Consider the following 22,671-nt stretch of genomic DNA (forward strand, 5'->3'; position numbering starts at 1 on the left):
ACGAAAGACTGCCACCGGCATTCCCTTAACCGACGTCGATCCAGCCCACGTTCCCGGCACACAGAACCAGGCACCGCGTTCCAGCATCACGAAGGACCTCATGAAACGTTCCGCACTTTCCCTCCACGCAACCCGCATGGCGGCGCTGGCGCTTGCCCTGACGACGCTCGCCGGCTGTGACACGCTGAACGACTGGTTCGCTTCCGACCGCGTCAACTACAAGGGCGCGGCAACCGCGCCGCCGCTGGCCGTTCCGAACGACCTGAGCGCAACGCCGACCGACCAGCGCTACGTCGCACCGCCCGCGAATCTGGCTCTGGGCGGCGCACCCACGCGCGCCGTCACGGCTGCCGGCAATGCGACAGAAGGCCAGCCGACTGCGCAAGACCCGCTTGGCATGCATATCGAGCGTGACGGCGACCGTCGCTGGCTGGTGGTCGACGGACGTTCGCCCGAGCAACTGTGGCCGCAACTGCAGGAGTTCTGGCAGGAAAACGGTTTCGTGCTGAAAACGGACGCGCCGGCTACCGGCATCATGACGACCGACTGGGCTGAAAACCGCGCAAACATTCCGGACGACTGGTTCCGCCGCACGGTCGGCAAGGTAATCGACTTCGCTTACTCGTCCGGTACGCGCGACAGCTTCCGCACTCTGGTGTCACGTGGAGCCTCCGACACCACCGACATTTCGATCACGCACAGCGCGATGGAAGAAATGATGACGGGCCAGGACAAGACGTCGTCGCGCTGGGAAGAGCGTCCGCGCGATCCCGCGCTCGAAGCGCTGTTCCTGAGCAAGCTGATGGAGAAGTTCGGCCTGACCGAAGCGCAATCGAAGCAACTGCTGACCGACGCGCGCCCGACCACCGCGCCGGCCACGATCGCCCTGAACGAAGGCGCGTCCACGCTGGATCTGCAGGAATCGTTCGACCGCGCGTGGCTGCGCGTGGGCCTCGCGCTCGACCGCACCAACTTCACGGTCGACAACCGCGATCGTGCGAAGGGCATCTACTACGTGCGTTACGCGGACTCGATGCAGGAACTCAAGCGCGAAGGCCTGTTCGGCAAGCTGTTCTACAGCGGCAATTCGCCGAAGAAGCCGGGTCAGGAATTTCTGGTCAACGTGCGCTCGAAGGGCGACACGGTGACGCAGGTGGCGGTGCTCGACGCGAACGGACAGATCGACACGTCGACTGACGCACAGCGCATCGTGAAGCTGCTGCATGCGCAACTGAACTAGACGGGCCGTGCGATTCGCGAGTCTTGGCAGCGGTAGTGAAGGCAATGCGCTGCTGGTGGAAGCGCACAGCGGCGCGACCACCACGCGCGTGCTGCTCGACTGCGGCTTTTCGGCGCGGGAAGTCGAGCGGCGTTTGACGCGCATCGGTGCGAGCGTCGAAGCTCTCGACGCGATTCTGATCACCCATGAGCATAGCGATCACATAGGCAGCGCGCTGACGCTAGCGCGCAAGTGGTCGATTCCGCTGTACATGAGTTGGGGCACCGCTCAAGCGGTGGGTGCCGACGAAGCCGATGTCGACCTGCAGGTGCTGTGGGGCGACGAAGCCGTGACGATCGGCGACCTCAGCGTCCTTCCATATACGGTGCCTCACGACGCGCGCGAGCCGCTTCAATACGTGTTCTCGAATGGCGCGAGCCGGCTCGGCGTACTGACCGATGTCGGCACCTTCACTCCGCATATCAGTGCGGTGTTGAGCGGCTGCGACGCGCTGGTGCTCGAATGTAATCACGATCTGCGGATGCTCGCGGGCAGCCGTTACCCACAGTCCCTGAAGGCGCGGATCGGCGGCGATCATGGGCACTTGAACAACGACGCGGCGGCGCAGATCCTTGCATCGCTCGACCGCTCGCGGCTGCGTCATCTGATTGCTGCGCATTTGAGTCAGCAGAACAATCTGCCCGAGCTGGCGCAGGCAGCAATGGCCGGTGTGCTGGGCGCAGCGCCGACTGAAGTCGTGGTCGCTTCGCAGGATGACGGGTTCGCGTGGCTGAGCATGTGAGGCTTGTCTGAGCGCAAATGCGCTAGCTGGCGCTAGCCGCCCCGGGACACCCATGAGAAAAGCCCATAACGATTGCTCGTTATGGGCTTTCTTTTTGGTGGCCGCGCGTTCGTTCGGGAACGCGCGCGCCGAGTCAGGCTTAGTTGCGATTGCCGCCGAAGATGCCAAGCAACGCCAGCAGGTTGACGAACACGTTATACAGATCCAGGTAGATCGCGAGCGTGGCCGTAATGTAGTTCGTCTCGCCACCGTTCACCACGCGCTGCACGTCGAACAGCATGTAGGCCGAAAAAATCACGATGGCCATTACCGAGACCGTCAGCATCAGCGCCGACAGTTGCAGGAACACGTTCGCGACCGAAGCCAGCAGCAGCACGATCACGCCCATGAACAGCCACTTGCCGAGACCGGAGAAGTCGCGCTTGCTGACCGTGGCGATGGTCGCCATTGCCGTGAAGATCACACCGGTGCCACCGAAGGCCAGCATGATGAGCGACGGCCCGTTCGAAAAACCCAGCACGAAGCCGAGGATGCGCGACAGCATCAGGCCCATGAAGAACGTGAAGCCCAGCAGCACGAACACGCCGACCGAGCTGTCTTTGGTTTTCTGGATCGCGAACATGAAACCGAAGGCGATCGCGAGGAACGCCAGCATGCTCATCGCCGGGCTGGTGGCGGCGAACAGCGAGAAGCCGGTGGCGAGACCCACCCACGCGCCGAGCACGGTCGGAATCATGGACAGCGCCAGCAGCCAGTAGGTGTTCCGTAGCACGCGGTTGCGCGTTTCGGCGGTGCTGACAGCGCCGTTGCGGCCAAAGCTATACGGATGTTCGTTCATGGTCTCTCCTTACCTCGGAAGCGTGTTTCGTGATGGTGGTACCGCGGGTCGTGCAGCGCCTGCCGCAGGGATTGTAGCCGGGCGCAAAGCGTTCATCCCTAAGATTAGCGCGGAAGCCCAGAGTTTCAATAGCTCGAAAACATCCACACGGCCTACGCTACCAGTATTTCGCCGCTCTTGCCGGAATGCTTTCAGCGTTGTAAGGGTTCCATCGCAATCATACACGGGAACATGCTACAATAGCGGATTCATTTGAATCTGTAACCTCTTAATTTTTTGGAGTTTTTATGGCGATCGAACGCACCCTGTCCATTATCAAGCCGGACGCAGTGGCCAAGAACGTGATCGGTCAGATCTATACCCGTTTCGAAAACGCTGGCTTGAAGATCGTGGCATCGCGCATGGTTCAGCTCTCGCGCGCCGATGCGGAGAAGTTCTACGCCGTGCACGCAGCACGTCCGTTCTTCAAGGACCTGGTCGACTTCATGATCTCCGGTCCGGTGGTCGTGCAGGCGCTCGAAGGCGAAAACGCCATTTTGAAGCACCGCGACCTGATGGGCGCCACCGATCCGAAGAAAGCGGAAAAAGGCACGATCCGCGCCGACTTCGCCGACAGCATCGACGCCAACGCAGTGCACGGTTCGGATGCCGCGGAAACGGCAGCGGTCGAGATCGCGTTTTTCTTCCCGCAAGTGAACGTCTATTCGCGCTAATCGCCTCGGGCGCGTTTTTGCCGCGCGCGGTTCGAGCCGCCAGTCTATTTGTCGCACGAATCGCCCGGCAAAGTAGTAAGGTAAAAGCAGCAGGAATAGGCGCGAACGGCATGGGGTTCATGCAGGTTGCTGCAGAACCTGGTCTCGCACTGAAATGGCAGGATTCGATATGACGAGCAATTCCACCGTCAACCTTCTCGACCTCGACGCCCAAGGGCTCGTCGCCTACTGCGACAGCCTGGGCGAGAAGCCGTTTCGCGCCAGGCAACTGCAGCGTTGGATTCACCAATACAACGCTGCCGACTTCGATGGCATGACCGATCTGGCGAAGTCCTTGCGCGAAAAGCTCAAGGGCCGCGCCGCGATCACCATGCCCGGCATCGTCAGCGACCACATTTCGACCGACGGCACACGCAAGTGGCTGATCGACGTCGGCAACGGCAACGCGGTCGAAACCGTGTACATCCCTGAAGAAACGCGCGGCACGCTGTGCGTATCGTCGCAGGCGGGGTGTGCGGTCAACTGCCGTTTCTGTTCCACCGGCAAACAGGGTTTTTCCCGCAATCTGACTACCGGCGAGATCATCGGGCAGTTGCGCATGGCCGAGTTCGCGCTGCGCGCGTCGCGCGGAGTTGCCGGCGGCCGTGCGAATGGCGGCGACGGCAAGGGCGCGCGGGTGGTCACGAACGTCGTGATGATGGGTATGGGCGAGCCGCTGCTCAATTACGACGCGGTGGTCCCGGCCATGCGCCTGATGCTCGACGACAACGCGTACGGCTTGTCGCGCCGGCGCGTCACACTGTCCACCTCGGGTGTCGTGCCGATGATGGACCGGCTCGGCGCGGATCTGCCCGTAGCGCTCGCGGTTTCCTTGCATGCGCCCACCGATCCCTTGCGCGACATGCTGGTGCCGCTGAACAAGAAGTATCCGTTGCGCGAACTGATGGCGGCCTGTCAGCGTTATCTGAAGGTCGCTCCGCGCGATTTCATTACGTTCGAATATTGCATGCTCGACGGCGTGAACGACAGCGAAGCGCAAGCGCGCGAGCTGCTCGCGCTCACACGCGACGTGCCATGCAAATTCAATCTGATTCCATTCAATCCGTTCCCTGAATCGGGCCTCGTGCGCTCGAAGCCGGAACAGATCAAGCGGTTTGCACAAGTGTTGATGGACGCAAGCGTCGTCACCACGGTGCGCAAAACACGCGGCGATGACATCGACGCTGCCTGCGGTCAGCTGGCCGGTGCGGTGCAGGACCGCACGCGCCTCGCGGAGCGCACCGGGAAGGCGGCCAGGGTTATCGAAGTTCGCGCCGTGTAGTCGAGCGGCTTAGCAGGCGTCGGCGTTCGCTAAACAGTTCGGCGAGCGCGTCCCGGGGCCTCATGGTGCGGTCGATTGAAAAGAAAGTTTGCAGAAGCGATCGGAAGCGGCACACGAGGCCGCGCATTTTGTTATAAACGGTCTGCGATTCCGGGGCGATGCTTTGGCCCGCCGGGATGCACCAGTGAAAAAGAATCGACGCGAAAGGATTTGGGATGAGTGAGCCGCAGCACCCGCAGCCGCACGAGACAGACAGGAACGAAAGCCATCCGGCGCCGCTCGCTCGGGCGGTAGTGCAGCCTGTCATGCAGCAGGGCCTGGATTCGTTGGCGGCGGTCGGCGCGCGTTTGACCCAATTGCGTGAATCGAAGGGCTGGTCGATCGAAGACGTGTCGGCCCGTCTCAAAGTATCCGTGGTCAAGCTGCGCGCGCTCGAAGCGGGCGACATCAGCCATCTGCCCGACACGACCTTCGCGCTCGGCGTGGTGCGCAGCTACGCGAAGATGCTCGACGCCGATCCGGCGCCATTCACGCAGGCGTTGCGCCGCGAGAAGGGTGTGCCGGCTCCGGACCTGTCGATGCCCGCGTCCTCGGGCAAGGACCTGCCGCGCGGCCGCGTGTCGTTGACACTCGGCGGAAGCGGGCAGAAAAGCCGCTCGTGGCTGTGGGGGATTGCGGCGGTGGTCGTCGCGGTGATCGCGCTTGCCATGTGGCATACGAATGGCGGCGATTCGACTGCGTGGCTGGCGCGTTTGAAGGCGAGCGCGAACGGTGCCGCCGGTGGCGTGAACGGCGCATCGGGCGCGGTCGCGCAGGCAGCATCGGCAGGCGCGACGGCGGAAGACGTCGCGTCGGCGCCGCAAGTGGCGGGCGTCGCAGAAAACGCAGCGTCGGCTACGCCGATGCCCGCGCCGCTCGCGACCGGCACCGCGCCGTCGTCCGCGTCGGGCGTCACGGCGATGGCGGCGGCTCCCAAGGTCGGCTCCCAGGCGCAGGTTGCAGCGCCGGCCGCGAGCTCGCCGGCCGCTGCGGTCGCGGGGTCCTCGGTCACAACGGCTGCGCCCGCCGCGGGTGAGGCGATCGTCGCGCTGCGCGTGACGCAAGACAGCTGGTTCAGCGTGCGCGGCAAAGACGGCAAGGAAGTGTTTTCCGGCCTCGTGCACGCAGGCGACAGCAAGGAGGTTACAGGTGAACCGCCGTTCAGGATTACGGTCGGCAACAAGGCCGGTCTCGAGTCGCTGACGCTCGACGGCCAGCCGGTCGATCCGGCGAAATATTCGGCAGCCAAGGGCAATGTGGCGCGGTTCGCGTTGCCCTGACAGATACGGTATGCGTCGCGGCCAACCGGTCGGCGGCGCTTTTTCAATTCAGGCGCGACATTTCAATGTGGCGCGGGCGACGTAAATGGGTTTTCCGATGCAATCCGAAGCTCAATCCCAATCCAGTAGCAAGATCGTTTCTACCGAGCCGGTGTTCGGCGGCCACGCTGCGCGGCGCCGGTCGCACGCGGTCGATGTCCGTTGGGGGGGGCAGCTCGTCACGATCGGCGGCGATGCGCCGGTGCGCGTGCAGTCGATGACCAACACGGACACGGCGGACGCAATCGGCACCGCGATCCAGATCAAGGAACTGGCGCAAGCCGGCTCGGAACTGGTGCGCATCACGGTCAACACGCCGGAAGCGGCGGCGGCCGTGCCGGCCGTGCGCGAGCAGCTCGACCGAATGGGCGTGTCGGTGCCGCTCGTCGGCGATTTCCACTACAACGGCCACTTGCTGCTGCGCGATTATCCCGCGTGCGCCGAGTCGCTGTCGAAGTACCGGATCAATCCGGGCAACGTCGGTCACGGCGCAAAACGCGACACGCAGTTCGCGCAGATGATCGAAGCGGCCGTGAAGTACGACAAGCCGGTGCGAATCGGCGTCAACTGGGGCAGTCTCGACCAGGACCTGCTCGCGAAGATGATGGATGAAAACGCCGCGCGTGCGACGCCGTGGGAAGCGCAAAGCGTGATGTACGAAGCGCTGATCCAGTCGGCGATCGGTTCCGCGGAACGGGCGGTCGAACTCGGCCTCGCGCGCAACAAGATCATTCTGTCGTGCAAGGTCAGCGGCGTGCAGGATCTGATCGCCGTGTACCGCGAACTCGCGCGCCGTTGTGAATTCGCGCTGCATCTCGGCTTGACCGAGGCGGGCATGGGCTCCAAGGGTATAGTCGCGTCGACCGCGGCGTTGGCGGTGCTGCTGCAGCAGGGCATCGGCGACACGATCCGCATCTCGCTAACCCCGGAGCCGGGCGGCCCGCGCACGGGCGAAGTCATCGTCGGCCAGGAAATCCTGCAGACCATGGGTCTGCGCTCGTTCACGCCGATGGTGATCGCGTGCCCCGGCTGCGGCCGTACCACGAGCACGCTGTTTCAGGAACTGGCATCGCAAATCCAGACCTATCTGCGCACGCAGATGCCGGTGTGGCGCGACCAGTACCCCGGCGTCGAGAAGATGCACGTCGCGGTGATGGGCTGCATCGTCAACGGGCCGGGCGAGTCGAAACAGGCCAATATCGGTATCAGCTTGCCGGGCTCCGGCGAGAACCCGGCCGCGCCGGTCTTTATCGATGGCGAGAAGGTCAGGACGCTGCGCGGCGAGCATATCGCGCAAGAATTCCAGCAAATCGTGAGTGACTACGTCGAGCGCCGCTATGGCGCTGAAGCACTCAATTCAACACCGGCTACCGAAGACAGATGACTGAACAGAAGAAAAAGCTCGAAAAGCTCTCCGGCGTGAAGGGGATGAACGACATCCTCCCGCAGGAAGCCGGGCTCTGGGAATTTTTCGAAACCACCGTCAAGTCGATGCTGCGTTCGTACGGATACCAGAATATCCGTACGCCGATCGTCGAGCATACGCAGCTGTTCAAGCGCGGCATCGGTGAAGTGACCGACATTGTCGAGAAAGAGATGTACAGCTTCACCGACGCGCTGAACGGTGAAAACCTCACCATGCGCCCGGAGAACACGGCGGCGGTCGTGCGTGCGGCGATCGAGCACAACTTGCTGTATGACGGCCCGAAGCGCCTGTGGTATATCGGGCCGATGTTCCGCCACGAGCGTCCGCAGCGCGGCCGTTATCGCCAGTTCCATCAGGTCGGCGTGGAAGCGCTCGGCTTCACGGGCCCGGACGCCGACGCTGAAATCATCATGATGTGCCAGCGCCTGTGGGACGATCTCGGCCTGCTCGGCATCAAGCTCGAGATCAATTCGCTCGGTCTCGCTGAGGAGCGCGCGGCGCATCGCGTCGAACTGATCGCATACCTCGAACAGCACATGGACGTGCTCGACGAAGACGCGAAGCGCCGTCTGTATACGAACCCGCTGCGCGTGCTGGATTCGAAGAATCCAGCACTGCAGGAAGTCGCGCAGAACGCGCCGAAGCTGATCGATTTTCTCGGCGACGCATCGCGCGCGCACTTCGAAGGTTTGCAGCGCATTCTGAAAGCGAACAACATTCCGTTCACGATCAACCCGCGTCTCGTGCGCGGTCTCGACTACTACAACCTCACCGTATTCGAGTGGGTGACCGACAAGCTCGGCGCACAGGGCACGGTCGCGGCTGGCGGCCGTTACGATCCGCTGATCGAGCAGCTCGGCGGCAAGGCGACGGCAGCATGTGGCTGGGCAATGGGCGTCGAGCGGATTCTCGAATTGCTGAAAGAAGAGGGACTCGTGCCTGACGCCGAAGGCTGCGACGTGTACGTGGTCCATCAGGGCGATGCGGCGCGCGAGCAGGCTTTCATCATCGCCGAGCGTCTGCGCGACACCGGCCTCGACGTGATCCTGCATTGCAGCGCCGACGGTCAGACGGCCAGCTTCAAATCGCAGATGAAGCGCGCAGACGCGAGTGGCGCAGCCTTTGCCGTCGTGCTCGGCGAAGACGAGATTGCCAACGGCACGGTCGGCGTGAAGCCGCTGCGCGATACCCATGCTGACGGCGGTAAAAGCGAGCAACATAACGTGCCCGTTGAAGACTTGACCGAATTTCTAATCAATGCGATGGTTGCAACCGCCGAAGACGGCGACGACTGATCGCGATGTCGTCGAGCCGGTTGGCTCGACACGCACACGTATCAAGAAAGAGGAAATCGCCGGGCAATGAGTTACCACGACGAACAAGAATCGGTTGAAAGTCTGAAGGCATGGTGGGCGCAATGGGGTAATGCAACCACGTGGATCGTGCTAGTGGTATTGGTGGCAGCCACCGGCTGGAACGGCTGGAATTTCTGGCAGCGGCGCGAGGCGGCGCAAGCCGCCGTGCTGTACGACCAGGTGCAGCAAGCGGTGGCATCGGGCGACAAGGCCAGGATCACGCGCGCGGCCACCGACATGGAAGACAAGTTCAGCCGCACGGCGTACGCGCAGATGAGCGCGCTCGGCGCCGCGAGGGCGCTCTACGCCGCGGGCGACGAAGCCGCCGCGAAGGCCCAGTTGCAGTGGACCATCGACCACGCGAAGGACGACGAGTTCAAGCAGATCGCCAAGCTGCGCATGGCTTCGCTGCTGCTCGACGACAAGGCCTACGATCAGGGCCTCGCCTTGCTTGCCGAGCCGCAATCCGACGCGTTCAAGGGCATCGTGGCGGACCGCCGCGGCGACCTGCTCGCGGCTCAGGGCAAGCGCGACGATGCCCGCACGGCCTACAAGCTCGCGCTCGACTCGCTGTCGAAAAGCGACAGCTCGGCACGCCAGTTGATCCAGTTCAAGCTCGACGCGCTCGGCGGCTGATCGCCGCCGTGCCGCGTGCTGCATGCAACGACCAACCGGTTTCCTTTCAATCAATTCCTGAATGCCCGTCCACCGATGAATCTGCTGAAACGTTACGCCGTGCCCGTTATCTGTGCGATGACCGTCCTCACCATGGCGGCTTGCTCATCCACGAAAGACGAGCGCCGCGTGCCGACGCCGCTCACCGAGTTCAAACCCGTGCTCGACGTGCAGCAGGCGTGGACGGCGAGCGTGGGCAAGGCGGGCCGCTACCTGTTCTCGCCGGTCGCGGTGGGCAATGCGGTGTTCGCGGCCGGCAACAACGGCTCGGTTGCGAAGATCGACGCGCAAACCGGTAAGGACGTCTGGCGCGTCAAGCTGCCCGACGACCTGTCGGCGGGTGTTGGCAGCGACGGCACGCTGACGGCGGTCGGCGGGCTGAAAGGCGATGTCTACGTGCTCGGCGCGGACGGCAAGCAGTTGTGGACCGCCAAGGCGCCCGGCGAAATCGTGACGCCGCCGCTGGTCGGCAACGGCCTCGTGGTGGTGCGCACGGTCGACGGCCAGATCGTCGCCTTCAACGCGCAAACGGGCGAGCAGAAGTGGAACTACCACAACCGCGCGGTCCCGCTGAATCTGCGGGTGTCGTCGGGCATGACGTTCGCGGGCGACGCCGCGGTGCTGGCGGGCTTCCCGGGCGGCTCGTTCGCGGCAATCAACCTGCAAACGGGCGACGCCTACTGGCAAACGCCGGTGTCCTATCCCAAAGGCGTGACGGAAGTGGAGCGCATCAACGACGTAACCGGTCCGCCTATTCTGGTCGGCTCGCAAACCTGCGCGGTAACGTTCCAGGGCCAGATTGGCTGTTTCGACGCCAACTCTGGCCGTGCGCTGTGGGAAGCCGCGTTCTCGAGCACGACCGGTCTCGCGCAGGACGACCGCGCGGTGGTGGCGGCGGACGACTGGTCGGTCGTGTCGGCGTTCGACGTGAACACCGGTGCGCGACTGTGGAAAAACGACCAGCTAAAGAACCGCGATCTTAGCGTGCCGGTCCTGCTCGGCCGTGCCGCGGTGTTCGGCGACTATCAGGGCTATGTGCACTTCCTGTCGACTGCCGACGGTTCGCTGGTCGCTCGCGTAAAGACCGACGGGAGCGCAATTACCGCGGCGCCGGTGCTCGCGGGCGATACACTGGTCGTGCAAACGCGCGACGGCGGCCTGTACGGCTATCGTCCGCGCTGATCGCGCACGCCGCTGAGTCGAACGCGCGGGCCGGCATCGCCGGCCGCGCGCGTTTTTGTTGGACTTGTTTTGAGCCTGGGTCGTATCGCAGGACACTCGCAGCATCGCCGGACTGGCTGGTCCGGCAGTCGGATCGGAAAACGGCACACGTGGCCCACGCGTGCATCGGTGGCTGCTTGCGGCGCCACCTTCGGCGGGATCGCAGACCATCGTCCTGGAACGGGCGTGCGAGCGGTCGAACAAGCAAGACTGAATCTGGCGGCCCGCTCGCGCCGCCCTCCAGCCAAATCCCGTCCGCCCGGACGCGCAGATCGACAGCGCAACCGGGGCCGGCCGAATTCGTGATAATTTTTGTCAAACGCTGCCGTGTAGCGGCCGCATGGCGGCGCTACGCGGAGATCGACTTCGATCCCGCGTTTCACTGTGAACAACATCTGATGAAACCCGTTATTGCCCTCGTCGGGCGCCCCAATGTGGGGAAATCCACGCTTTTCAACCGTCTCACGCGCTCGCGCGATGCGCTGGTTGCCGACCTGCCCGGTCTCACGCGGGACCGCCACTATGGCGAAGGCCGCACCGGCGACCGGCCCTATCTCGTCGTCGATACCGGCGGGTTCGAGCCGGTCGCGAAAGACGGCATTTTGCACGAGATGGCGCGTCAAACCCGCCAGGCGGTCGAGGAGTCCGACATCGTCGTGTTCATCGTCGACGGCCGCAATGGTCTCGCGCCGCAGGACAAGTCGATCGCCGACTACTTGCGCAAGGTCGGCCGGCCGATTTTCCTCGTCGTCAACAAGGCGGAGGGGATGAAGTACAGCACCGTCGCCGCCGACTTCTACGAGCTGGGTCTCGGCGACCCGCGCGCGATTTCGGCCGCGCATGGCGACGGCGTCACTGAAATGATCAACGAGGCGCTAGACGTTGCCTATGCCGGTCAGCCGGAAGAAAGCGACGACGAGAAACAGGCGCGCGGTGTGAAGATCGCGATCGTCGGCCGCCCGAATGTCGGCAAGTCGACGCTGATCAATGCGCTGGTCGGTGAAGAGCGCGTGATCGCGTTCGACATGCCGGGCACCACGCGCGATTCGATCTACGTCGACTTCGAGCGTCAGGGCAAGCCGTACACGCTGATCGATACGGCCGGTCTGCGCCGCCGCGGCAAAGTGTTCGAAGCGATCGAAAAATTCTCGGTGGTGAAGACGCTGCAGTCCATTTCGGATGCGAACGTCGTGATCCTGCTGCTCGATGCGCGCCAGGACATCTCCGAACAGGACGCGCATATCGCCGGCTTCGTCGTGGAGCAGGGGCGCGCGCTGGTGGTGGGCGTGAACAAATGGGACGGTCTCGATCCGCATGTGCGCGAGCGCACCAAAGCGGACCTCGAGCGCAAACTAAAATTCCTCGACTTCGCCAAATTCCATTTCATTTCCGCTGCGGAAAAAACCGGAATTGGTCCGTTGATGCGTTCGGTCGACGACGCCTACAGCGCTGCGATGGCGAAGCTGCCCACGCCGAAGCTCACGCGCGCGCTGATCGATGCAGTCGAATTCCAGCAGCCGCGCCGACGTGGTCCGGTGCGTCCGAAGTTGCGTTACGCGCACCAGGGCGGACAGAATCCGCCGATTATCGTGATTCACGGCAACGCGCTCGATGCGATCACCGAAACATATAAGCGCTACCTGGAAAACCGCTTCCGGGAAACTTTCAAGCTCACCGGGACTCCATTGCGAATAGAGTTCAGATCGTCGACGAACCCTTACGCGGACAAAGGCTGAAACCCGCGTGCATGCTGGCTTTGGCGTACCGCCCGGGCCCTCGCGCAGAAACGAAAATCGGCTATAGTGTAGCGGTTGGCGGCGGATCTCTTTTTCTCCGTCGTCAATTCAGTCAACCTGCAAAAAAATACGGAGTTTGCTATGAGCAACAAAGGGCAATTGTTACAAGACCCGTTTTTGAACGCACTGCGTAAAGAGCATGTGCCGGTGTCGATCTACCTGGTCAACGGCATCAAGCTTCAAGGGAACATCGAATCGTTCGACCAGTACGTCGTGTTGCTCAGGAATACGGTCACCCAGATGGTCTACAAGCACGCAATCTCCACTGTCGTGCCAGCCCGCCCGGTGAATTTCCACCCGGATTCCGAACAGTCCTAACCCTGTCGCGGCCGGCGTAGCGTCGCCCGTTGGCGATTCCCTTCCGGCCGCCTCATTTTGACATCCTCCAATTTGATCAATGCAGCGCTTGTCGGCATCGACTTCGGTAAGATCGATTTCGAAGCCAGTCTCGAAGAACTCAGCCTGCTCGCGCAAAGCGCGGGCGCGAATCCCTTAGTCACCCTCACCGGACGCCGGTCCAGCCCCGATGCGAAGATGTTCGTCGGCAGCGGCAAGGCTGAAGAATTGCGTCTTGCGTGTGAGGCCAACGACATCGAACTCGTCATTTTCAATCACGCTCTGGCGCCGGCGCAGCAGCGCAATCTGGAGCAAGCGCTTAATCGGCGCGTGGTCGATCGCACCAGTCTCATTCTCGATATCTTCGCGCAACGCGCCCGCAGCCACGAAGGCAAGTTGCAGGTGGAGCTCGCGCAGCTGCAGTATCTGTCTACCCGGCTGATTCGCGCGTGGACTCACCTCGAGCGCCAGAAAGGCGGTATCGGCTTGCGCGGTCCCGGTGAAACGCAGCTCGAAACCGACCGCCGTCTGATCGGCGAGCGCATCAAGGCGCTCAAGACGCGCCTCGAAAAATTGCGCCGCCAGCATGGCACGCAGCGCCGCGCGCGCAGCCGCAATCAGACCATGTCGGTGTCGCTGGTCGGCTATACGAACGCGGGCAAGTCCACGCTGTTCAATGCGCTCACCAAGGCCCAGGCGTATGCCGCCGATCAACTGTTCGCCACGCTCGACACGACCTCGCGGCGCGTGTACCTCGGTGACGAAGCGGGGCAGGTGGTGGTGTCCGACACCGTCGGCTTCATCCGCGAGTTGCCTCACCAGCTCGTGGCCGCGTTTCGCGCCACGCTCGAGGAAACCATTCACGCCGATTTGCTGCTGCACGTGGTCGATGCATCCAGCGCCGTGCGCCTCGATCAGATCGACCAGGTGAACGAGGTACTGCATGCAATCGGCGCGGACACGATTCGCCAGGTGCTGGTGTTCAACAAGATCGACGCGGTACCCGAGTTGGCGGCCCGTGGCGAGGCGGTCGAGCGTGATGAGTATGGTAATATTTCGCGCGTCTTTTTGAGCGCGCGCACTGGTCAGGGGCTGGATGCGCTGCGCACTGCCATCGCTGAAATCGCTACTGCCGAACCTCTTGCCGAGACGTTCGTCGATCGGCCGGGAGAAGACCGGTCCGCAGCACCGCGCGAGGACCGCAAGGTTCCAGAACTCGGGCACTGACCCGTTCCAATTGCACTGACCCGCTGTCTACTCTGGTGAACGAACACAGGTGAACGATTACAACGAGCGGAGTATCTGGCTGCGCATGCGCGCCTTGCTTTCACTGAACGATCCGCGTTGGGGCCGGGGCGACGGCAATGGCGAGCGACCGCGGCCGAACGAGCCGAAGCGTCCAGTCAAGGAAAGTGAAGGTCCGCCCGATCTTGACGAAATGTGGCGGGATTTCAACCGCCGCCTGAGCCGGATCTTCGGACGCAAGGGCGGCGGTGCAGGGGGCGGCCGACCCGACAACGGACGTGGCGCGCGCATTGGCGTGGGCATCGTGATCGGCGTGCTGATCGCCATCTATCTCGGCAGCGGCGTGTTCGTCGTGCAGGATGGGCAGGCCGCGGTCGTCATGCAGTTCGGCAAGTATCGCTACACCGCCGGCCAGGGCGTGCACTGGCGTTTGCCGTATCCGTTCGAAGCCCATGAATTCGTCAATGTCGGGCAGATCCGCCAGGTGGAGATCGGCCGCAGCAACGTCGTACGTCTCGCGAATGTGAAGGACGCTTCGATGCTCACGCACGACGGCGACATTGTCGACGTGCGCTTCGCGGTGCAGTACCAGGTGCGCAAGCCGACCGACTATCTGTTTCGCAGCACCGATCCCGATCAGAGCGTGATGCATGCTGCGCAGGCGGCGGTGCGCGGCATCGTCGGCGCGCGCAGCCTGAGCGAGGTCCTTGATCAGGATCGCGAAACAATGCGTCAGCAGTTGATCGCGGCGATCCAGCAATCCCTCGATCAATACGAGTCCGGCCTTGCCGTGACCGGCGTGACGATCCAGAGCGTACAGGTACCCGATCAGGCGCAGCCCGCATTCGACGACGCGGCCAAGGTGCGGCACGAAAACGAGCGCGCGAAACGCGACGCCGAGGCGTATGTGGCGGAGTTGCTGCCGCGTGCCCAAGCCGATGTGGCGCGGCAGGTCGAAGACGCGAAAACCTACAGCGAGAAAACCGTCGCCCAGGCGCAAGCCGAAGCCGACCGCTTCAAGCAGGTCTACGCGCAGTACGCAAAAGCGCCTGCGGTGATTCGCACGCGCATGTACATGGAAACCATGCAGCAGATCTACTCGAATACGACCAAGGTTTTCGTGGACAGCAAGAACGGCAACAACGTGCTTTATCTGCCGCTCGACAAGCTGGTCGAACAGAATCGCCAGCGACTCGCCGAGGCCGCTGCCGCTGCACCGGGTGCCGCTAACGCTGGCGCAAGCGCGCCGGCGGCGGCGGCGTCCGCCGCTGCGGCCGGGTCGGCCGGGTCGGCCACTTCCGCGCCCGCCGCGACAGAGACGCCCGCCAGCCAGCCGGCGAGCGGCGCTTCGCTGCGTTCACGCGACGCCTTCCGCAATCGCATGCGCGAAGACGACGTTCAATAAGGAGCGCACAACATGAACAAGATCATTGCGCTCGTGGTGGCCATCGTCGTCGTGCTGTTCGCAGCTTCGTCGATGGTGTTCGTCGTCGACCAGCGGCACATGGCCGTGCTGTCCTCGCGCGGCGATACGCCGCCCGCCTTGCTCGGCCCCGGGTTGCACGTCAAATTGCCGCCGCCGTTGCAAACGCTCACGCTGGTCGACAACCGCATTCAGTCGCTCGACGCACCCGACGAGGACCGCTTCGCCACATCGGATAAAACCGATCTGCTGGTCAACCCGGTCGTCAAGTTCCGCGTCACCGATCCGCTGAAGTTGCTCGCTGAAACGAAGGGCGACATCCAGAGCCTGCCCGACCGGCTCGCGCTGCTGTCACGCAGCGCACTCGGCGATGCGTTCGGTCAGTTCGCGCTGTCCGATGCGCTCGCCAAGCAGCAAACCATCGCCGAACAGGCGCGCGGCGCGATGGACAAGAGCGCGGCGTCACTCGGCGTGTCGGTGGTCGATGTGCAGCTGACGCGCGTCGACTTTCCGGCGGCGACGGCCGATTCGGTTCTCAAGCGGATGATCGCCGCTCGCGAGCAGGTCGCGGCCGACGAGCGCGCGAAGGGTGCCGCCGAGGTTGCCCGGATCAAGGCGGACGCCGCAACGCAGCAGCAGGCAGTGCTCGCGGACGGCAACGCGCAGGCGCAGACCATTCGGGGCGAGGGCGACGCGAAGGCCGCGGAAATCGCCGCCGAAGCATTCGGCAAAGACCCGGAGTTCTACCAGTTTTATCAAAGCATGCAGGCTTATCGGAAGACCTTCAAGCCGGGCGATCTGGTCGTCGTCGACTCGAACAACGAATTTTTCCGCTTCATGCGTAGCGCAACCGGCGGCGTTGCCCCGGACGCTTCCGCGGCCCCGCGCAAACACTGATAACCGGAACGCCGCGGCATCCGCATCGCGGCCCCTTGATTCGCATGGACATAGCCGGCTCTTTACTGCTCGCGATCGCACTGATGCTGATTATCGAGGGGATGTTTCCCTTCGTTTTTCCGAGCGCCTGGCGCGACACGTTCCGTAAGATAGCGGAACGGCCGCCGCATCAGATTCGCGTCGGCGGACTGATCGTGATGGTGCTCGGATTGGTCCTGCTGTTTGTCGTGACCTGAGCGGGCGCTCGTGACGCGCTCGCGCTGCCGGCGTGTCGGCGAGGGCGCGGCGCGCGGGCGGTGCCTGGCGTGGTCGCCAAGAATCGAGCCGCCGCCCGTCATTCACATACTCACTTATCGGCGTCTTCAGCCGCCGTGTTCAACGCCGTAGGACTGTACCGATGTCGACCTGGTTGCTCCCCGAGAATATTGCCGACGTGCTGCCGTCGGAAGCCCGCAAGATCGAAGAGTTGCGGCGTCATCTGCTAGACCGCTTCCGGTCGTACGGCTACGAGATGGTCATGCCACCGCTGCTTGAGTACATCGAGTCGCTGCTGACCGGCGGCGGTCACGATCTGAATCTGCGCACCTTCAAGCTCGTGGATCAGCTGTCCGGGCGCACGCTCGGTCTGCGCGCCGACATCACGCCCCAGGTCGCGCGGATCGACGCCCACTTGCTGAACCGTCAGGGCGTGACGCGTCTTTGCTACGCCGGCAACGTCGCTCACACGCGGCCGCGCGGTTTGCACGCCACCCGCGAGCAGATCCAGATCGGCGCGGAAATCTACGGTCACGCGGGCCTCGAAGCGGACCTGGAAATCCAGCAACTGATGCTCGACGCGCTGCGTCTGGCGGGCCTCGCCAAAGTGCGCCTCGATCTGTGCCACGCGGGCGTGCTTGCGGCATTGATCGAAGCCGAGCCGGCCGCAGCCGAATTCGGCCAGTCGCTCTACGACGCGCTGGCGGGCAAGGACGTGCCGCGCCTCGTGGAACTGACGGCGGCGCTCACGCCGGTCATCCGCGACGCACTGCGCGCGCTGCCCACGCTGTACGGCGGCGCGTCGGTGCTGGACGAAGCGCGCGCGCGCCTGCCGAACGCGCCGGCTATCGCCCGTGCGTTGGACGATCTCGCGTTTCTCGCGAGCCAGGTGGACGGCGCCGAGGTGATGATCGACCTCGCCGATTTGCGTGGCTACGCATACCACAGCGGCGTGATGTTCTCCGCGTATGTGGACGGCGTGCCCAATGCGGTGGCGCGCGGTGGCCGTTACGACCACGTCGGCCAGGCCTATGGTCGGGCTCGCGCGGCAACCGGCTTTTCGCTCGATCTGCGCGAGGTGGCGCGCATCTCGCCGGTCGAAGCGCGCAGCAGCGCGATTCTCGCGCCGTGGCAACACGACGACGCGCTGCGCGTGAGCGTCGCCGCATTGCGCGATGCCGGCGAAGTGGTGATCCAGGCGCTGCCCGGCCACGAGCACGATCTGGACGAATTCGCATTCGACCGCGTGTTGGTCGAGCGCAACGGCGCATGGGTCGTCGAGCAGCGCCAGTGAACTAGTGAGCTAGTAAGCGTTCGGTTCATGTTGCGTGAGCACTCTCCTCAGCGCCGCGCGAACGGCAGAGAATGCGCCGCCGAAGGCGGCGCGGTCACTCGCCGCGCCGTCTTTTTCCTACTTACCAAAGCGTGCATACCGTTGAGCGGAAACGGAAAAGTTCGGAACGTTCCGCGAACCTAGGTAGAATACGTTTTTAACCAGCTTACGAAACAACATGTCTGCCAGCGCAGTGAATCTGAACCCCGGACGCAACGTCGTCGTCGTGGGGACCCAGTGGGGTGATGAGGGCAAGGGCAAGATCGTCGACTGGCTGACGGACCACGCTCAAGGCGTCGTTCGCTTCCAGGGCGGTCACAATGCCGGTCACACGCTGATCATCGGCGGCAAGAAAACCATCTTGCGTCTGATTCCGTCGGGCATCATGCATCCTGGCGTCGCGTGCTATATCGGCAATGGCGTCGTGTTGTCGCCAGAAGCGCTGTTCAAGGAAATCGGCGAACTCGAAGCCGCAGGCGTCGACGTCCAGAATCGCCTGTTCATCTCCGAAGCCACTACGCTGATCCTGCCGTATCACATTGCGATCGACCAGGGCCGCGAAGCGCGCCGTGGCGCGAGCAAGATCGGCACCACCGGCCGCGGCATCGGCCCGGCTTACGAAGACAAGGTGGCGCGCCGCGGTCTGCGCGTGCAGGACCTGTTCGACCCCGTCACTTTCGCCGAACGTCTGCGCGAAAACCTCGACTATCACAACTTCGTGCTCACGCAGTATCTGGGCGTCGCCGCTGTCGACTTCCAGCAAACGCTCGACACGATGCTGGGCTACGCCGACCGTCTGAAGCCGATGGTCACCGACGTATCGCGCCGTCTGTACGACGCGAACGCCGCCGGCAGCAATCTGCTGTTCGAAGGCGCGCAAGGCACGCTGCTCGACATCGACCACGGCACGTATCCGTTCGTCACGTCGAGCAATTGCGTGGCCGGTGCGGCGACCTCGGGCGCAGGCGTCGGTCCGCAAAAGCTGAACTACATTCTCGGCATCACCAAGGCGTACTGCACCCGCGTCGGTTCGGGCCCGTTCCCGAGTGAACTGTACGACGCGGACAACGCCGCCCGCCAGGAAGCAATCGGCCTCGAACTGGCCACCGTCGGCAAGGAGTTCGGCTCGGTCACCGGCCGTCCGCGCCGCACGGGCTGGCTCGACGTCGCCGCGCTGCGCCGTTCGATCCAGATCAACGGCGTATCGGGCCTGTGCATGACCAAGCTCGACGTGCTCGACGGCCTCGATGAAGTCAAGCTGTGCGTCGGCTATACGGTCGACGGCCAGACTATCGACCTGCTGCCGCGCGGCGCGTCCGAAGTCGCGCGTTGCGAACCGGTGTACGAAACGTTCGCGGGCTGGAAGGAAAGCACCGTGGGCATCAAGGAATGGGACAAGCTGCCGGCCAACGCGCGTGCGTATCTGTCGCGTGTGCAGGAAGTTGCCGGCATTCCGATCGACATGGTGTCGACCGGTCCGGATCGCGACGAGACCATTCTGTTGCGTCATCCGTTCAAGGTTTAACCCATGGTTCAAGGTGTACCCATGATCGCGATGAAAGATCCGCGCAATGACGACAAGAACCTGTGGGTCGGCTGGGACGAATATCACCGGCTGATCGAGTTGCTCGCGTTGGCCGTGCACGAATCCGGGTGGAAGTTCGACAAGATCCTGTGCCTCGCGCGCGGCGGCTTGCGCGTGGGCGACCAGCTTTCGCGCATCTACGATCTGCCGCTCGCGATCCTCGCGACGAGCTCTTACCGCGAAGCGGCCGGCACGGAGCAAGGCGAACTCGACATCGCGCAATACATCACGATGACGCGCGGCGAGCTGCACGGCAACGTGCTGCTGGTCGACGACCTGGTCGATTCGGGCGTGACGCTTGCCCGCGTTCAGCAGCATCTGAAGGAGCGTTATCCGGCGATCACCTCGGTGCGTTCGGCGGTGCTCTGGTACAAGGGCTGCTCGAAGGTGAAGCCCGATTACCACGTACAGTATCTGCCGACCAATCCTTGGATTCATCAGCCGTTCGAGGAGTGGGACACGGTTCGTCCGCACAACCTCGGCGCGTGGATCAAGCGCGGCATCGCGCAGGAGACGGCGGCGGAGTAAGCTGAGCGCCAGCGCTTGTGGCTGGCGTCGTTATTGTCGCAGTGCCCGCAAAACGGAGCCCGGTTGGGCTCTGTTTTTTTTGCGCGTCTTCACCGCACGGGCAAAAGCACGCTGCGAGTCGCCTGACGCGAATTCAGGCGTGACCACGACACCGCCTGCGCGCCGCAGACGCGCCCAAACCGCGGTGCTACACTGCGCGGACTATCCACGTGGCGTATCCACAACAAGCCTGGCGGCGCTAGATGGGCAGTTTAGAATAGCGGTCGTTTTTTCCGCTCAGGAAACGGATTTCCTCGCGTCTATGACAGATAACAATCACGTGCACAAGCAGCCACTGCCTTCTCTCGCGATTGCCGCGATCGGCGTGGTGTTCGGCGATATTGGCACGAGCCCGTTGTACTCGCTGAAAGAGGCCTTCAGTCCGTCGCACGGCATTCCGTTGACCGAGCAATCCATCCTCGGCGTGATTTCGCTGCTGTTCTGGGCGATCATGATCGTGGTCGGCGTCAAGTACGTGCTGTTCGTCATGCGCGCGGACAACAATGGCGAGGGCGGCGTGCTTGCGCTGATGGCACTGGCGCTGCGCTCGCTCGAAGAGAAATCGAAAATGGCCGGTCTGCTGATGATGCTCGGCATCTTCGGCGCCTGCATGTTTTACGGCGACGCGGTGATCACACCGGCGATCTCGGTGATCTCGGCGGTCGAAGGCCTGGAGATCGCCGCACCTCATCTGACGCATCTGGTCCTGCCGTTGACGGTCGTGATCCTGATCCTGCTGTTCTGGATTCAGCGGCACGGCACCGCGATGGTCGGCCGGCTGTTCGGGCCGATCATGGTGCTATGGTTCGTCGTGCTCGCCGCGCTCGGCCTGTGGCACATCGCGCAGTCGCCCAACGTGATCCGCGCGCTGAACCCGTATTACGCGTACTCCTTCATGGCCGCGCACGTGTTGCAGGCGTATGTGGTGCTCGGCTCGGTCGTGCTGGTGCTGACCGGCGCCGAAGCGCTGTACGCCGACATGGGCCATTTCGGCGCGAAGCCAATCCGCATGGCTTGGTATCTGCTGGTGATGCCCTCGCTGGTACTGAACTATTTCGGCCAGGGTGCGCTGCTGATGCATGACCCGAAGGCCATCGAAAATCCTTTCTTCCTGCTCGCGCCTGACTGGGCGTTGCTGCCGCTCGTCGTGCTATCGACGGTGGCGACGGTGATCGCATCCCAAGCCGTGATTTCCGGCGCGTATTCGCTGACGAGCCAGGCGATCCAGCTCGGCTACGTGCCGCGTATGAAGATCCTGCACACGTCGGAACTCGCGATCGGGCAGATCTATGTGCCGGTGGTGAACTGGATGCTGCTTTTCATCATCCTGTGCATCGTGATCGCGTTCAAGAGCTCGGACAATCTCGCTGCCGCGTACGGTATCGCAGTGACGGCCACGATGGTGATCACCACGATCCTCGCCTGCGTCGTGATGGTGAACGTGTGGAACTGGAACAAGCTGCTGGTCGCACTGATCATTGGCGTGTTCATGACGGTCGACGTGGGCTTTTTCGGCGCCAATCTGCTGAAGGTGGAAGAGGGCGGCTGGTTGCCGCTCGGCATCGGCGCCTTGTTGTTCTTCCTGCTGATGACGTGGTTCAAGGGCAGGATGATCGTCAAGGAACGCACGGCCGCCGACGGTATTCCGCTGATGCCGTTCCTGCAGGGACTGCTCGCGCATCCGCCGCATCGCGTGTCGGGTACGGCGATCTATCTGACCGGCAGCGATTCGCTGGTGCCGGTGAGCCTGCTGCACAATCTGAAGCACAACAAGGTGCTGCACGAGCGCACCATCTTCCTGACCTTCGTGACGCGCGACATCCCGTATGTGAACGACGCGGAGCGGGTGACGGTAAGGGATATCGACGGCGGTCTGTATCTCGTCAAGGCGGCCTACGGTTTCAACGAAACGCCTGACGTCAAGGCGGTGCTGCTCGACGTCGGCCGCACGCACGACATGACCTTCGAACTGATGGACACGTCGTTCTTCCTCGCGCGCGAAACGGTGGTGCCGACGCAACTGCCGGGCATGTCGGTGTGGCGCGAACGTGTGTTCGCGTGGATGCATCAGAACGCCGCGAAGCCGACGGACTTCTTCAGCATCCCGGCCAACCGGGTGGTGGAGTTGGGGACCAAGATCGAGATCTGACACGAGCCGATGAAGGGTTGCGCGCCTCGGTCTTGCATCGCGGCGCGAAGCGGAGCCCGCGCGAATGCGTGGGCTTTTTATTTTGCCGGAGCGCGTGACATCACGACGGTTTCATCGCGGTGTCGCGGCGTTGAGCGCCCGCGTGCCGTTGCCAAGC

At 63.3% G+C, this 22,671-nt stretch carries 20 protein-coding genes; 19 read left to right on the forward strand and 1 reads right to left on the reverse strand.

The genetic code is table 11. The features are described 5' to 3' along the window. The first annotated feature begins 100 nt into the window (after nucleotides 1–100). Together bamC and ABQJ48_RS00645 are read left to right on the forward strand one after the other, a co-directional pair. Nucleotides 101–1,240, forward strand: coding sequence for an outer membrane protein assembly factor BamC (bamC, locus tag ABQJ48_RS00640; protein ID WP_367835275.1), 1,140 nt, complete (start codon nucleotides 101–103; stop codon nucleotides 1,238–1,240). Between the two features lie 7 nt (nucleotides 1,241–1,247). After that, nucleotides 1,248–2,021, forward strand: coding sequence for an MBL fold metallo-hydrolase (locus ABQJ48_RS00645; protein WP_367835276.1), 774 nt, complete (start codon nucleotides 1,248–1,250; stop codon nucleotides 2,019–2,021). A 139-nt stretch (nucleotides 2,022–2,160) separates the two neighbouring features. Here the strand turns inward: ABQJ48_RS00645 and ABQJ48_RS00650 are convergent, their stop codons facing one another. Continuing rightward, nucleotides 2,161–2,859, reverse strand: a complete 699-nt coding sequence (locus ABQJ48_RS00650; protein WP_367835277.1) for a Bax inhibitor-1/YccA family protein — start codon at nucleotides 2,857–2,859, stop codon at nucleotides 2,161–2,163. 287 nt (nucleotides 2,860–3,146) lie between these two features. Here ABQJ48_RS00650 and ndk point away from each other — a divergent pair, with 287 nt between their 5' ends. From ndk to ABQJ48_RS00735, 17 genes are all read left to right on the forward strand, one after another. Then, nucleotides 3,147–3,572 (forward strand): nucleoside-diphosphate kinase, encoded by a 426-nt coding sequence (gene ndk, locus ABQJ48_RS00655; RefSeq protein ID WP_367835278.1) that lies wholly within the window; start codon nucleotides 3,147–3,149, stop codon nucleotides 3,570–3,572. Between the two features lie 169 nt (nucleotides 3,573–3,741). After that, nucleotides 3,742–4,893, forward strand: a complete 1,152-nt coding sequence (gene rlmN / locus ABQJ48_RS00660) for a dual-specificity RNA methyltransferase RlmN (RefSeq protein WP_367835279.1) — start codon at nucleotides 3,742–3,744, stop codon at nucleotides 4,891–4,893. 215 nt (nucleotides 4,894–5,108) lie between these two features. Next, nucleotides 5,109–6,212: a helix-turn-helix domain-containing protein gene (locus ABQJ48_RS00665; protein ID WP_367835280.1), complete on the forward strand. Its 1,104-nt coding sequence runs from the start codon at nucleotides 5,109–5,111 to the stop codon at nucleotides 6,210–6,212. A gap of 85 nt (nucleotides 6,213–6,297) precedes the next feature. Next, nucleotides 6,298–7,635, forward strand: coding sequence for a flavodoxin-dependent (E)-4-hydroxy-3-methylbut-2-enyl-diphosphate synthase (gene ispG / locus ABQJ48_RS00670; RefSeq protein ID WP_367835281.1), 1,338 nt, complete (start codon nucleotides 6,298–6,300; stop codon nucleotides 7,633–7,635). After that, on the forward strand, nucleotides 7,632–8,972 hold the full coding sequence (gene hisS / locus ABQJ48_RS00675; protein WP_367835282.1) for a histidine--tRNA ligase: 1,341 nt from the start codon (nucleotides 7,632–7,634) through the stop codon (nucleotides 8,970–8,972). Before ispG ends, hisS begins: the two co-directional genes overlap by 4 nt. A 66-nt stretch (nucleotides 8,973–9,038) precedes the next feature. After that, the gene (locus tag ABQJ48_RS00680) at nucleotides 9,039–9,668 is read left to right on the forward strand and encodes a YfgM family protein (RefSeq protein ID WP_367835284.1); all 630 of its coding nucleotides are present in this window, start codon (nucleotides 9,039–9,041) and stop codon (nucleotides 9,666–9,668) included. Nucleotides 9,669–9,743: 75 nt separating this feature from the next. Next, nucleotides 9,744–10,889, forward strand: coding sequence for an outer membrane protein assembly factor BamB (gene bamB / locus ABQJ48_RS00685; RefSeq protein ID WP_367835285.1), 1,146 nt, complete (start codon nucleotides 9,744–9,746; stop codon nucleotides 10,887–10,889). 437 nt (nucleotides 10,890–11,326) lie between these two features. Continuing rightward, nucleotides 11,327–12,664 (forward strand): ribosome biogenesis GTPase Der, encoded by a 1,338-nt coding sequence (gene der, locus ABQJ48_RS00690; RefSeq protein WP_367835287.1) that lies wholly within the window; start codon nucleotides 11,327–11,329, stop codon nucleotides 12,662–12,664. Between the two features lie 141 nt (nucleotides 12,665–12,805). Then, entirely contained in the window at nucleotides 12,806–13,042 is a 237-nt protein-coding gene (gene hfq, locus ABQJ48_RS00695) for an RNA chaperone Hfq (protein ID WP_006051315.1), read from the forward strand. Between the two features lie 57 nt (nucleotides 13,043–13,099). Further along, nucleotides 13,100–14,287, forward strand: coding sequence for a GTPase HflX (gene hflX / locus ABQJ48_RS00700; RefSeq protein ID WP_367835290.1), 1,188 nt, complete (start codon nucleotides 13,100–13,102; stop codon nucleotides 14,285–14,287). Nucleotides 14,288–14,336: 49 nt separating this feature from the next. Further along, nucleotides 14,337–15,710, forward strand: a complete 1,374-nt coding sequence (hflK, locus tag ABQJ48_RS00705; protein ID WP_367835291.1) for an FtsH protease activity modulator HflK — start codon at nucleotides 14,337–14,339, stop codon at nucleotides 15,708–15,710. Nucleotides 15,711–15,722: 12 nt separating this feature from the next. After that, entirely contained in the window at nucleotides 15,723–16,625 is a 903-nt protein-coding gene (gene hflC, locus ABQJ48_RS00710) for a protease modulator HflC (RefSeq protein ID WP_367835293.1), read from the forward strand. 44 nt (nucleotides 16,626–16,669) lie between these two features. Next, the gene (locus ABQJ48_RS00715) at nucleotides 16,670–16,861 is read left to right on the forward strand and encodes a DUF2065 domain-containing protein (protein WP_367835295.1); all 192 of its coding nucleotides are present in this window, start codon (nucleotides 16,670–16,672) and stop codon (nucleotides 16,859–16,861) included. 161 nt (nucleotides 16,862–17,022) lie between these two features. Further along, complete coding sequence (locus ABQJ48_RS00720; protein ID WP_367835297.1) at nucleotides 17,023–18,174, forward strand: ATP phosphoribosyltransferase regulatory subunit; 1,152 nt, start codon at nucleotides 17,023–17,025, stop codon at nucleotides 18,172–18,174. Nucleotides 18,175–18,391: 217 nt separating this feature from the next. After that, entirely contained in the window at nucleotides 18,392–19,738 is a 1,347-nt protein-coding gene (locus ABQJ48_RS00725; protein WP_367835299.1) for an adenylosuccinate synthase, read from the forward strand. A 3-nt stretch (nucleotides 19,739–19,741) separates the two neighbouring features. After that, nucleotides 19,742–20,326, forward strand: a complete 585-nt coding sequence (locus tag ABQJ48_RS00730) for a phosphoribosyltransferase (RefSeq protein WP_367835301.1) — start codon at nucleotides 19,742–19,744, stop codon at nucleotides 20,324–20,326. Between the two features lie 301 nt (nucleotides 20,327–20,627). Continuing rightward, nucleotides 20,628–22,514, forward strand: a complete 1,887-nt coding sequence (locus ABQJ48_RS00735) for a potassium transporter Kup (protein ID WP_367835303.1) — start codon at nucleotides 20,628–20,630, stop codon at nucleotides 22,512–22,514. Nucleotides 22,515–22,671 lie beyond the last annotated feature (157 nt).

It is taken from the genome of Paraburkholderia suaedae (genome assembly GCF_040812055.1).
GTDB lineage: Bacteria > Pseudomonadota > Gammaproteobacteria > Burkholderiales > Burkholderiaceae > Paraburkholderia.

Bases quoted from the DNA above. Each gene is read 5' to 3' on its own strand.
- ndk (WP_367835278.1), top strand. From the start codon at position 3,147: ATGGCGATCGAACGCACCCTGTCCATTATCAAGCCGGACGCAGTGGCC.
- ispG (WP_367835281.1), top strand. From the start codon at position 6,298: ATGGGTTTTCCGATGCAATCCGAAGCTCAATCCCAATCCAGTAGCAAG.
- hisS (WP_367835282.1), top strand. From the start codon at position 7,632: ATGACTGAACAGAAGAAAAAGCTCGAAAAGCTCTCCGGCGTGAAGGGG.
- ABQJ48_RS00665 (WP_367835280.1), top strand. From the start codon at position 5,109: ATGAGTGAGCCGCAGCACCCGCAGCCGCACGAGACAGACAGGAACGAA.
- ABQJ48_RS00650 (WP_367835277.1), bottom strand. From the start codon at position 2,859: ATGAACGAACATCCGTATAGCTTTGGCCGCAACGGCGCTGTCAGCACC.
- ABQJ48_RS00730 (WP_367835301.1), top strand. From the start codon at position 19,742: ATGGTTCAAGGTGTACCCATGATCGCGATGAAAGATCCGCGCAATGAC.
- ABQJ48_RS00715 (WP_367835295.1), top strand. From the start codon at position 16,670: ATGGACATAGCCGGCTCTTTACTGCTCGCGATCGCACTGATGCTGATT.
- bamB (WP_367835285.1), top strand. From the start codon at position 9,744: ATGAATCTGCTGAAACGTTACGCCGTGCCCGTTATCTGTGCGATGACC.
- der (WP_367835287.1), top strand. From the start codon at position 11,327: ATGAAACCCGTTATTGCCCTCGTCGGGCGCCCCAATGTGGGGAAATCC.
- ABQJ48_RS00720 (WP_367835297.1), top strand. From the start codon at position 17,023: ATGTCGACCTGGTTGCTCCCCGAGAATATTGCCGACGTGCTGCCGTCG.
- bamC (WP_367835275.1), top strand. From the start codon at position 101: ATGAAACGTTCCGCACTTTCCCTCCACGCAACCCGCATGGCGGCGCTG.
- ABQJ48_RS00725 (WP_367835299.1), top strand. From the start codon at position 18,392: ATGTCTGCCAGCGCAGTGAATCTGAACCCCGGACGCAACGTCGTCGTC.
- ABQJ48_RS00735 (WP_367835303.1), top strand. From the start codon at position 20,628: ATGACAGATAACAATCACGTGCACAAGCAGCCACTGCCTTCTCTCGCG.
- hfq (WP_006051315.1), top strand. From the start codon at position 12,806: ATGAGCAACAAAGGGCAATTGTTACAAGACCCGTTTTTGAACGCACTG.
- hflC (WP_367835293.1), top strand. From the start codon at position 15,723: ATGAACAAGATCATTGCGCTCGTGGTGGCCATCGTCGTCGTGCTGTTC.
- rlmN (WP_367835279.1), top strand. From the start codon at position 3,742: ATGACGAGCAATTCCACCGTCAACCTTCTCGACCTCGACGCCCAAGGG.
- ABQJ48_RS00680 (WP_367835284.1), top strand. From the start codon at position 9,039: ATGAGTTACCACGACGAACAAGAATCGGTTGAAAGTCTGAAGGCATGG.